The following is an 11,237-nucleotide window of genomic DNA, read 5'->3' on the forward strand; positions in this document are numbered from 1 at the left end:
TGTGCACGATGGGTTGCGTGCACACGATGTTGCGAGACGGAGAGAGTCACTTCAAGATGGGTTCACCGCGCGCTTACAGTTCAAAGAATCTTTCTGGCGGCCATTAATTGAAATTAAGCTTCAAGCGATGTACGAGGTCGGTGATAGAAGCCTGCCAAGCGTAGCGTCCGAATGGGCTAGTGATATACCTTTGGCACGTGAGCTTCTTATCCGACTTCACAAGGAGAGGCCTGAGGAATTAGCCGACGCGCGAAGGAGCGCACTGAATATTAATGCTGCAACAACCGCCAGCATCACAGCTCCTACAAGATATGTGACTTCAATTTTTAGGTCCCCTCAAGAGCAGGCTTTCTATTTGGCTATGACCGACACTGTTCCCAAGCTTTTGCCTTAACCCAACCTTGCAATGAGTGCCGTTCTTAACTTTACAGAACTGGAAAATATAATATCTGCAGCTTCAAAGAAATTCTTCTTCAATGCCCAGTTTGATTGTGTCGTCGTAGATCCAGGGCAGGACTATCGTCCATCCTATTTCTTTGAGCTAGATAGTAGTTTTCATGACACTGCAGAGGCTAGAAATCGTGATCAAATGAAGAATGAGATCTGCGCTGCGGCCGGCATTAAACTAATCCGCATACGAGCGTTTGAGCAAAAGGAGACAACTCGAGAGGCCTTTGCACAGCTTATTCGAGAGATTTTAATGCCCGCCCCCCTTTAAGCGAGCGTTTAAAACATTGATATTCTCTGAAACAAGCAATGCATCAGGTTTAGATTTATTTTTTGATAGCCAATATCAATTTTTAGAAATATCATTTACGGATATCTAACTCAACCGTTCAGTAATGCATTTTATTTTCGATAGATCGTGGTTTACACCTTCTCGCTGATATCAATCAAGTTACGATACCAACAGTACTTGGATTCCAAATGTTATTCGATACTGCACACCCCCCGCAATACAACCCGCCTTACGAAAACGCAACTGACGACCTCTTTGCGAGACACTTCCTACGATATGCAGCAGCCGGAATCTCTTTCGAACCACAGCACGGGATGCAAACGCTGTGCGGAGATTTTATTATTGACTTTCTTGTCGTGGATCATGAAGGACGTCACATTGGAATAGAGTGCGACGGTAAAGAATCTCACGATCTCTCGCGTGATGAATGGCGTGATGGAATGATTCTAGGCGAGAAACATCTCGATGCTATATATCGTTTCAGGGGGCAAGATCTCCACTATGCTTGGGAAGATGTGATGTACTTTCTTTTCAGCATGGAGCCGACAATATTTGCTACCAATGCACCACTCAATTTGGAAGTGCTGATTAGTGAAGAGGTTCGCGAGAGTACTCAGGATCGGTACCGAGAGTTCTATTCCTTTCGCTATCCCCAAGAATGCAAGATTCCGTGCGACTTCCTTTCCATTGCGCGCCGGCGCGACCTCCCCGGAGATAGGCGGAACTTCTGGCAGACCGCGTACCATTTCGCCGCAAGCATCGGCGGCGGACCGCTCGATGAAGTCATACATCGATTTCGTATGACGGCTGCGACATTCGACAATAGTCACTCGTAAGCTTACGGGTGTCAGGGTGAGGGCCTAGAGCTACAACCAGCTGCTTTTACAGGCTGACCGTTTTAGACTCCTTCTCAACAGAATAACCACTGGCATAAGTCCGGATGTTCTTCACCCAAAAAGCATCGTTGCACTATCGGGTGCGATTCGATCCAGGCCATAGGTTGGGATACTTGAGCCATGCCACCGCTGCTGCGCGAGCCGCTCAGCGGCGCTGGGCATGGCATGCCGATTCGCTTAAGCCGCCGCGCAGTCTTTAGTAGCAGCCGTGAGAGCCTCTCCAAGTGTCACTAATGCAGCGTCAAACTGCGCCTGTGGGATCGTCAGCGGGTAAAGGAAGCGCACCACGTTTCCATAGACTCCGCAACTCAAAAGGATGAGTCCACGAGCAAGTGCTTCCTTAAGCACTCGGGCAACAACTACAGCATCAGGCTTACCAGTGGCATCTACAAATTCGACAGCGACCATTGAGCCCTGTCCGCGAACATCGAAGATGAATTCGCATCGGTCTCTCCAGCCATTTAGAAACTCTTGCAGTTGCTCACCCAGCCGGGTGGCGCGGGTCAGGAGATCCTCTTCTCCAATTACGTCTATCACCGCGTTCGCTGCGGCAACGGCAAGGGGGTTGCCTGCGTAAGTACCGCCCAAACCGCCAGGATTTGGCGCATCCATGACTTCCGCTCGGCCACATACCGCGGCTAACGGCATGCCACCTGCTAGGCTCTTCGCCATAGTGACTAAGTCGGGCTTCACCTCATGATGTTCCATTGCAAACATTCGTCCAGTGCGACCAAAACCAGTTTGCACTTCATCGGCAATCATCAGCATGCCATGTGTATCGCACAGCGCGCGCAGATGTTCCATTAGCGCTGTAGGAGCAATGTTGAAGCCTCCCTCGCCCTGCACCGGCTCAATAATTATCGCTGCGATTCTTTGAGGATCAATATCGTACTTGAGCAAGTGCTCTAGCGCTTTAATGCTGTCTTCCACCGTTACGCCATGTGCAGGATTGGGGAACGGGACATGGTACACCTCAGGAAGCATGGGACCAAAGCCGGCCTTGTATGGCTGTACTTTTCCAGTCAACGACATTCCCAGAAACGTTCGGCCATGGAAGGCACCACCGAAGGCAATGACGCCCGAGCGTTTTGTGTAGGCGCGGGCGATCTTTACTGCGTTCTCGACGGCCTCAGCGCCAGTAGTAAAGAATCCTGTCTTGGCCGGTGCTTTGACCGGCGCAATCGTATTAATGCGCTCCATCAGCGCGACGGCGCTTTCGTAAGGAACAACCTGGTAGGAAGTGTGAGTAAAGCAGTCAAGTTGAGCTTTGACCGCAGCCATAACCTTGGGGTGGCGGTGACCAGTGTTGAGCACGGCGATGCCTGCAGCGAAGTCTGTATAAGAGTTGCCCTCTACGTCCCAGATGGTCGCGTTCTCAGCACGCGCAGCGTAGACGGTTGTAGTCAAACCTACACCTCGGGGCGAAGCCGCGACGCGGCGTTGGTCAATCTGTCTGTTAGTCATAAAGTAGCTCCAAAAGGATATGCATTAGAGCTTGAAGCGGATCTAAAATTAGGTACCACCTTGACTGAAACGATAGAACCAATATGAAGTCGATCAGTTCCGACCTGTTGGCACAAATGCTTGCTGAAAGCCGTGCTACAAACCCCGCTGAGCCAGTAAACCGCCTGCTCTACTGCTGCCTGCGAGCCGCTATACATGACAGAAGGCTACCCTCAGCAAGCCGACTACCTCCTTCGCGTGACTTGGCGGCCGAACTGGGGATTTCTCGCAATACGGTCATCTACGCCTACGAGCAACTCATTTTGGAAGGTTACGCGAATGCAGTGACAGGTAGCGGGACATTTGTGATTGATAGATTCCCTGATCTGCCAGTGGTCACGCCGCAGGAACAAAAGTGCTCAGTTACTCTGCCATTGCTGAAACATACGCTGTCAGCGCGGGGGCGTGCTATTGTGAACGATGCTTACGCGCCAGTAAATCAATGGGGGGCATTTATGCCGGGAGTTCCCGACATTACTCGTGCTCCACAAAAAGCCTTGGCGAGTATTGCCAACAAGCTTTCTGAAAGAATGTCCCCTTCCTTGCTAAGCTATGCTAGTAAGGGTGGAAATGCGGTTTTTCACGAAAATCTTGTTGCATACCTAAGGCAGGCTCGATCAGTTAACTGCAAACCAAATCAAATAATAGTCACTGAAGGGGTGCACCAAGCCATAGACCTAATAACGCGGGTATTGGCAGATGTTGGGGATCATGCATGGGTTGAAAATCCTGGGTATTGGGGGACAAGAACGATATTGCTATCTAACGGCCTGACCATACAAGGAATTAATGTTGACGAAGAAGGCATGAATATTCCAAAAGCGATGGAGTTGTGTGAGAAGGCTCCAAAATTTGCATTTGTTACACCTTCTCATCAATATCCTTTGGGATCCGTGATGAGCATGCGACGAAGATTCGAGCTTATTGCCAAAGCCAAAGCTGACTCATTCTGGATTGTGGAAGATGACTACGATAGCGAGTTTCGGTCATCTGGTCTTCCGATACCGTCGCTGCAGGGGCTAGTTCCTGATGCACCCGTCATTTATATCGGGACGTTTAGCAAGACTTTATACCCGGGTCTTCGCATCGCATATATGATAGCGCCGCCAGAAATATCGGAAGCTTTACGGACTGCACATTCCGAGTTGTATCGTGGGGGTCACTTGCAAACACAGGCGGCAATTGCTCAATTTATATCTGATGGAAAATATGCCGCGCATGTTAGACGGATGCGACTCGTCTACTCTGCGAGAAGAGCAGTGTTGATAAATATGATTTTGAAGAGCCTGGGAAAAGATTGGATTCATCCGTTTGATACGGATGCCGGGTTGCACCTCATTCTATCCTTGCCGCCAGAGTCAAATGACGTAGAGATATCAGAAATACTAGCTGAAAAGGGTGTATTGACACGCCCATTGTCTAGGTTTTATGTAAGCGGGCCGGTTTCTAAAGGGCTTCTGCTTGGATTTGCCTGTGTCGCACCAGAAGAAATGCTAGCGCCATTCTCAATACTTCTGGGAGTTATTCGAAGAAATATTTTGAAAATATAAAATTAAGAATAATTGATTGAGTGTTAATTTAAAGCCGATATAGATTACTCTAGAGGTTGCGCGAAAACTCTTAATGAATGCTTGTGAAGCCTCGGGTTAATGAGAGTGTAATATATTATTCGATTATGCGGGCATCCAAATCGCAATGCCGGTCGAGTGGCCTAGGCGCTAACAATATGGGAGCACCGATTCGTCAGTGGCCGCAAGCCTCCAAACCTGTGCCCCACCTGGTGCGAACACTCCTAAACATAAGCATTCAGCAGCGAAATGTCGCCTCATATTTTGCACAGGTTATACCAATGTCTATGAACACTGGTGAACCCTTAAGCGAATTTGTTCTTGCTTTGATAAGCAAAGGATTAACTTTTGCTCGCAGGTTGTCGGAGATGGAGCGATAGCTGCAGAAGCACACTGCGCAGGGAGCGCACCAATGACTCCGCCACATCTGACAGTCCTTCAGACCGCATGTAAACCAGGCTGGCGATGATTGGCTCAGCTCCTTCAACAGGAAGCACCTTGAAGCGTGACTCCTGCCAAGACTGAAGGGAGAATTCGTCAACTAAAGCGACACCAGCACCGGCGTGTACTAAAGCGCATGCATTTTGCGGTGAACCCACTTCGATTTGCGTTTTCGGGGAGGCATCGTGCGCGGCAAAAAGCCTGCTCAGTCGCGCGCCAAATGGCGAGTCAGTTGGGTAGTTGATCAGTGAAGTGTCTAGCAAATCGTTCACCGAAACCGATGATCTGACTGCTATGGGGTGAGCCCGAGGAGCGATGCAAACTATATTGCTCTGAGCGATAGGCATTGACATCAGATTTGGATGTTCAACAGGTAGCATTGAGACGGCGAAATCGCAAAGGCGACTCAAAACTCGATCGCAGAGATGTGCGTGGCTAAGAGCGTGGAAATGCACGCGCACACCGGGGTTACCGCTGCGGAATTGAGCGATAGCCAGTGGGAGGATCATCTGACCAATACTAGGGCTTGTGACGACCGAAACCATGCTCTGTCGTCGCTCCGTAAGCTGGTGTATGAGATCATCGATGCGTCGCACGCCTCGGTAAACAAGCTCGACCTCGTGGTACAGCTGGCGGGCTTCCGTAGTTGGATAGAGCCTCCCCTTACTACGCTCGAATAAAGGAAAGTCGAGTTGAAGTTCTGTGTGGGAAAGCAGTTTGCTGATGGCGGGCACGGACACATGAAGAAGTTGGGCCGCACCACTGACAGACCCAGTGGACATCACAGCACGAAACACTTCGATCTGTCTTAAATTCATATAAACGAAAAAAAGTGTTTATCTGCTAAACAGACTCAATGTGCACTCAGGTGACATGGCATACGAAGCAATCTATCATGTGTGCATTTATCATAAAATAAATCCTTCCCATCAACAGTGGTAATAACCAGCAGAGGCGCTGGTCAACGGATCACAATAGCTGCATTGCCTTTGCCCTATAAGGCTTTAACAGACGAAGTTACAAACGAATTGTTTAGTCGATTGCCATAAACCTAGGGTCGAACCACTAAACCAGTAGATCTGAAATAGGGTTTGACCATAAAAGTTATTGTTAGAAAGCTCGCGGACTGCAGGTAGTCTGAGGTCAGGTGTGAACTCGCTGTACGCGTTTGAAGGCGACCATGGCGGCGGCGGCACACGGATCTATAACGGGTAGTTTAAGCTCCTCCTCGAGAGGCCCGCGCAGATCAGCCATTCCTGCGCAGCCTAGCAAAATGGTATTTGCACCGTCTATGTCTCTTAACGCACGACCGGCACTCACCAAGGCTTCCCAAGCGATCTCCGCGCTTCCGGATTGATTGACAGGAAGGTTCAGCGCCCTTTCGGCAGCGACATGCTCACGCAACCCCAGGCGCTCCCAGTGACGCATGTGTCGTGGGATAGCGGCGTCAGCGATCGCCACAATACCTACCCTTTCCCCATGGGTCAAGGCTTCTCGGAGACCGCACTCACCAAGTCCGAGCACTACCGCGTCGCTATTGCTTCTGCGAACCAGATCTACACCAGGATCGCTGAAACAGGCCACGACAAATGCGTCGTGATTTCCTTGATTCAATGTAACCTCATTTGCAACAGTTCCGCAGGCAAAATCGTAGTCCTCCTGCGTCACAATGCCTTCCGGCCCGCTTCTAGCGGTCGAGAAAACGAAGCAGCATGGAAGATTCGCAGTAACGGACCCTATTGCCTTGGCAATGGAAGTCGTAACAGTCGCGGAGGTGTTGGGATTGAAAACCCGCACCACGGGAAGTTCTTTAGAAGTGTTCATTGAGCTACCTTTTCTAGGCCGACAAGCGCCTTGAGCACCTTTCCATGTGGGCGGGAACCGGGACCAGCGGTAGGCGTTTCACGACGTGGCACGTCCGGCAATCCACGAGCGATGAAGCGGCCTGAGCCGCGCTCGACGTGAAGCGATCCATCCGCTATAACGACGCGGCCGCGGCTGATGACTATTTCGGGCCAACCCTTCAGTCGCTTGCCTTCATATGGCGTGTAACCTGTCCGATCATGTAGCATCGATGCGGTGACGTCGACTTCACGCTCCGGATTCCAGATTGCGATGTCTGCGTCAGCACCAACGATCAAGGCACCCTTGCTTGGAGCTAGGCCGTAGAGGCGCGCGTGGTTGCCAGCGGAAAGGTCGCAGAACTGGTGGATGTCCATGCGTCCTTTGAGAAACCCTTCGCTGAAAAGTAGGGGGAGCCGCAACTCGATTCCCGGTACACCATTGGCCATCTCCTTAAACGTGGTCTGATCGCCCTTAGGCAATTTACCAGCGGTATCGAAGGTATACGGTGCATGATCTGAAGAGTACGTAGCAAGAGTGCCATCAAGCAGGCCTTGCCAAATCGCCTCTTGCGACTGCGCATCGCGCGGAGGCGGCGAGCAGCAGAACATGGCGCCTTCGAGGCCATCGCGATCAAGATCTGCTGCCGTCAGGAACAGATATTGAGGGCAGCTTTCGGCGAGAACATTTGCGCCTAACAACTGCGCTTGACGAATCACCTCGACCGTCTCACCACCAGCCACATGCACAAGAAGAATAGGCACATCTACTAGGCGACCCAGCGAGATGGCCCGGTAGGCCGCCTCGGTTTCGGCGAGAGGGTCATGGGCGAAACCATGAAATTTCGGTGCCTTGTGCCCGCGCTCCAGTAGGCGGCGGCTTAGCCACTTGATGACGTCGTTGTTCTCGGCATGAACCATCACCAGGGCACCCTCTTCACGCGCTAGCGCAAAGACGTCCAGAAGCTGGCAGTCATCTAGCTTCATTAGATCGTAGGTCATATAGACTTTGAGCGAGCGGATCCCGCTGCGGATAGCTGCAGGTAGGTCATCAGTCAAAGTCTTCTCGTCGGGGTTCGCCAGGATTAGGTGAAAGCCGTAGTCAATGATGGCCTTATCGCGTGCGAGACTATGATAATCCTCTAGCACTTCAGGTACTGACATACCCCGGTGCTGTGCGGCAAAGGGCAGAATAGTGGTTGTTCCTCCAAATGCGGCAGAAACTGTGGCCGAATAAAAGTCATCAGCGCACATCATGCCCATGCCCGAGCGCTGTTCAACATGGCAGTGGCTGTCTATCCCGCCTGGCAGGACCCAACGGCCGGCCGCATCTATTTCACGACTTCCGGCAGGCAGGTTCGCACCGATGGCCGCGATTACCCCGCTATGCACACCAAGATCGGCCTCGAGAATCTGCCCTTGCGAGACAACGCGGCCATTGCGAATTACTAAGTCGAAGCTGACGTCCGGGGTGCTCATGCTAGGGCCTCGCCTGCTCCGGTGCGCTCGGTGATTAGCTTGTAGTGCTCAGGGCGGCGGTGCTTGGCAAAATTAAATACATGTTCCCGGAAAAACTCACCCAGTGACAGGTCCGCTTTGACGCAAATTACTTCGTCCTCCTCGGTAAGCGCGCGTGCAACAATCTCGCCGGTGGGGGCCACAATAACTGAACTGCCGATCATGTGAAAACCATCTTCTGATCCACACTTGCCTGCCGCCGCGACCCAAATGCCGTTTTGGTAAGCCGAAGCCTGAAGCGAAATCAGGTGGGTAGTCGTTCGTAGATGCACAGGTTCATTCCAGTGAATGTTCTGCGAAGGTGTGTTGTAGCCGAGAACGACAACCTCGGCACTCTGCAGTGCCATCACGCGATACGTCTCGGGCCAACGGCGGTCGTTGCACAAGCACATGCCCATGTGAATGTTGTCTGTGTCGAAGACGCGGAATCCTAGATCGCCGACATCAAAAAACTTTTTCTCCAAGTGCTGGAATGGTGCTTCAGTCTTATGGTCCGAATGACCAGGCAGGTGAATCTTGCGGTATTTGCCTGTGATGCGTCCAGTGCGGTCGACAATGATCGCCGTATTGTAAGGCTTGCCTTCGGGTGTTAGTTCAGCATAGCCGAGGTAAAAGCCTACCTGTAACTCGCGTGCTAAGTCGAAGAGTGGCTGGGTCGCGGGTCCAGGCATGCTGACCTCGAAGAAACGCTCCTGCGCTTCCTTCTCGCTCATCCAGTATCGTGGAAAGAAGGTCGTCAGAGCCAACTCAGGATACACCACAAATTCTGAACCGCGGGACTTGGCTTCGCGCATCATCTCCATTAAACGATGTACCACCGCCTCGCGCGAATCCGCTAAATGTACTGGGCCCATTTGCGCAACTGCCAGCCCAAGGGTGCGAGTATTGGAAGACATAAAATATCCTTAGTATGTTGTTGAGGTTAATTGATTTGGTTCGGTTCTGATTATGCGCACCAGCGCAATCAGTAAGAACTTCAACGTTATAAATCAGCTTGCCTGACAAGTTTTCCCGATTCGATGTGAGCGAGAATGAAAATCTACCATCACTCTAGATGCTTACAGCAAAGGTGTCTGATTAGTCAGTAGCATAAACTTAGTTTGTGGAAAGCCTTAATATGCGGAAAGTCTCACCCCGTCTTTACGACTCAGTGTTTCATGGCGATGTGTCTCATACCACGTCAAATACTCGAAATAAGTGGTTGGCAAAAATGCTGAATTACCCACACGAGGAGCGCAAGAGGGAATATCACGCATAACCCAATCGTAGTCGCAATCCATGAAAAAGGACGCTGCATAATATTCTGTGTCGGATTTTCTGTTTGCAAAATACGGGGTAGCCAGAAATCGACCGTTAGTCCACCGACATGTGAGGTCACCGCCGCTGACTAGAAGGCTACCCGGCACGTCGGGAGCGTCAATCCATTTGCCATTTGGTAGGCGAATGAACAGATCCACGAGCCGGCTCTGTGGCTGCACGGTCATGAAGCTGCTGTTCAAATACGGCAACTTGCCAGAATTACTGCAAGCGTCCATAGGCTGCTGGGGGTAATGCGAGAGCTTTAAGGTGTACATCGGTTCGCGGAATGCCGGTGCAAACCAATCAGCAGGTAAATCAAGCGCTACTGCATACAGAGGTAGGAGCGATGTGCACAGACGCTCAGCCGCATCTACATAAGCCATGATTTGGCGTCGAATTTGAGGATGTCCTTCGGGCCATTGGTTCTGTGCGCGAAAGCGCTTGTGCGCCAAGACATCACGATGGTCAGCCGCGAGGTCGCGTTTTATTAAAAAAGACTCGAAAAGGTTCAGTTCATGGTCCTTGTCGAGTGCGGTTCGGTGCTCTGCGCTATGGCACAGCGGGATGTACCCTACATGGTGCTCGTTGAAAGATAGCGACATCTTTTGGTCAAGTGGGAGGTCGCAAAATTGCCGAGCTGCATTCAACACACCGTCGATGAGATCCTGGGGAATTCCGTGGTTTATGACGAAGTAGAAGCCGAAGTCCTCCAGCGCTCGGCGCATTTGGGCGCCTAACTGCTCAAGAGCGCCAGGTACACCCAAGCGATAGGGTGCTATGTCTAGAACCGGAATTTCTTCTCTAGCGTCAGGTTTGTTAGGCAGCGAGGCAAATTGGGGGCTCACGAACACATCTCCACATGGCTACGCCAGAAATTTCTGGTGCCTGTGCATTCTTCGATTCCTTCAACCTTTTGTCAGTTGGAGTTTTGATAGTGAGGTTTAGCCATTGGTTAAATGCTCCCGTCTCGAAGGAGCCTAGGTCTGAGTTCTTATGCGCTCATGCCGTTTGTTCATGGCGGCCAGCTCGTGCAGCGGGTCACGAGCATTGCCTCGTCTGCGAATTCATCAGCTAAGAAGCGTTGAACTACCTCGGTCAAGAATTCCGTTTCGGCCTTGTTCATGGCCTTCTTAGGAGCTGTGCAATGTGCTGCACACCAGTTGAAGTCCTGGTGTGATCCAGAGTTTTCTCGCTTAGACAGGCTGGCATAGATGATGCTGATCATCATAGCTACGCTTCAGATGTAAAAATTTTGAGCGTCTCACCGCGAAGGTGCATGCTCACTATTGGTGCGCACTTAGGGTTCTCCCGCACAAAAATGAGCAAGCTCTTAACCCAAAGGAAAGCCCCGCAAAACGATCATCACTCGACGGGAAGTCCTATGCCCTTAAGAATTACCGACAACTTCAATTCAAGGACAAGAGCTCATCAC

The 11,237-nt window shown here is 51.1% G+C and carries 11 protein-coding genes; 4 read left to right on the forward strand and 7 right to left on the reverse strand.

The window, feature by feature from the left end:
* The 3 genes from WH265_RS20275 to WH265_RS20285 all read left to right on the forward strand — a co-directional run.
* Nucleotides 1–394 (forward strand): hypothetical protein (locus tag WH265_RS20275; RefSeq protein WP_339559453.1); only part of this gene is annotated, 394 nt, incomplete at its 5' end.
* Between the two features lie 12 nt (nt 395–406).
* Nucleotides 407–718, forward strand: a complete 312-nt coding sequence (locus WH265_RS20280; RefSeq protein ID WP_339559454.1) for a DUF2726 domain-containing protein — start codon at nt 407–409, stop codon at nt 716–718.
* Nucleotides 719–927: 209 nt separating this feature from the next.
* On the forward strand, nt 928–1,575 hold the full coding sequence (locus WH265_RS20285; protein WP_339559455.1) for a hypothetical protein: 648 nt from the start codon (nt 928–930) through the stop codon (nt 1,573–1,575).
* A gap of 237 nt (nt 1,576–1,812) precedes the next feature.
* On the opposite strand, the gene gabT is transcribed toward WH265_RS20285, so the two are convergent.
* Nucleotides 1,813–3,099: a 4-aminobutyrate--2-oxoglutarate transaminase gene (gene gabT / locus WH265_RS20290; protein WP_339559456.1), complete on the reverse strand. Its 1,287-nt coding sequence runs from the start codon at nt 3,097–3,099 to the stop codon at nt 1,813–1,815.
* Nucleotides 3,100–3,182: 83 nt separating this feature from the next.
* Between gabT and pdxR the strand changes: the two genes are divergently transcribed.
* Nucleotides 3,183–4,688 carry a MocR-like pyridoxine biosynthesis transcription factor PdxR gene (pdxR, locus tag WH265_RS20295; protein ID WP_339559457.1) on the forward strand — a complete coding sequence of 502 codons (1,506 nt, stop codon included), beginning with the start codon at nt 3,183–3,185 and terminating at the stop codon, nt 4,686–4,688.
* A gap of 359 nt (nt 4,689–5,047) precedes the next feature.
* On the opposite strand, the gene WH265_RS20300 is transcribed toward pdxR, so the two are convergent.
* The 6 genes from WH265_RS20300 to WH265_RS20325 all read right to left on the reverse strand — a co-directional run bounded on the left by WH265_RS20300 (nt 5,048) and on the right by WH265_RS20325 (nt 11,033).
* Nucleotides 5,048–5,965 (reverse strand): LysR family transcriptional regulator, encoded by a 918-nt coding sequence (locus WH265_RS20300; RefSeq protein ID WP_339559458.1) that lies wholly within the window; start codon nt 5,963–5,965, stop codon nt 5,048–5,050.
* Between the two features lie 325 nt (nt 5,966–6,290).
* Nucleotides 6,291–6,971 (reverse strand): aspartate/glutamate racemase family protein, encoded by a 681-nt coding sequence (locus WH265_RS20305; protein WP_339559459.1) that lies wholly within the window; start codon nt 6,969–6,971, stop codon nt 6,291–6,293.
* Nucleotides 6,968–8,467, reverse strand: coding sequence for a dihydropyrimidinase (gene hydA, locus WH265_RS20310; protein ID WP_339559460.1), 1,500 nt, complete (start codon nt 8,465–8,467; stop codon nt 6,968–6,970). The genes WH265_RS20305 and hydA overlap by 4 nt, the downstream gene beginning before the upstream one ends.
* Nucleotides 8,464–9,402, reverse strand: coding sequence for an N-carbamoyl-D-amino-acid hydrolase (locus WH265_RS20315; RefSeq protein WP_339559461.1), 939 nt, complete (start codon nt 9,400–9,402; stop codon nt 8,464–8,466). Before WH265_RS20315 ends, hydA begins: the two co-directional genes overlap by 4 nt.
* Before the next feature lie 216 nt (nt 9,403–9,618).
* Nucleotides 9,619–10,650 (reverse strand): isopenicillin N synthase family dioxygenase, encoded by a 1,032-nt coding sequence (locus tag WH265_RS20320; RefSeq protein ID WP_339559462.1) that lies wholly within the window; start codon nt 10,648–10,650, stop codon nt 9,619–9,621.
* Nucleotides 10,651–10,817: 167 nt separating this feature from the next.
* Nucleotides 10,818–11,033, reverse strand: coding sequence for a hypothetical protein (locus tag WH265_RS20325; protein WP_339559463.1), 216 nt, complete (start codon nt 11,031–11,033; stop codon nt 10,818–10,820).
* Between the last annotated feature and the right edge of the window lie 204 nt (nt 11,034–11,237).

Source organism: Comamonas sp. MYb396 (assembly GCF_037479555.1).
In the GTDB taxonomy this organism is placed as follows: domain Bacteria; phylum Pseudomonadota; class Gammaproteobacteria; order Burkholderiales; family Burkholderiaceae_C; genus Comamonas.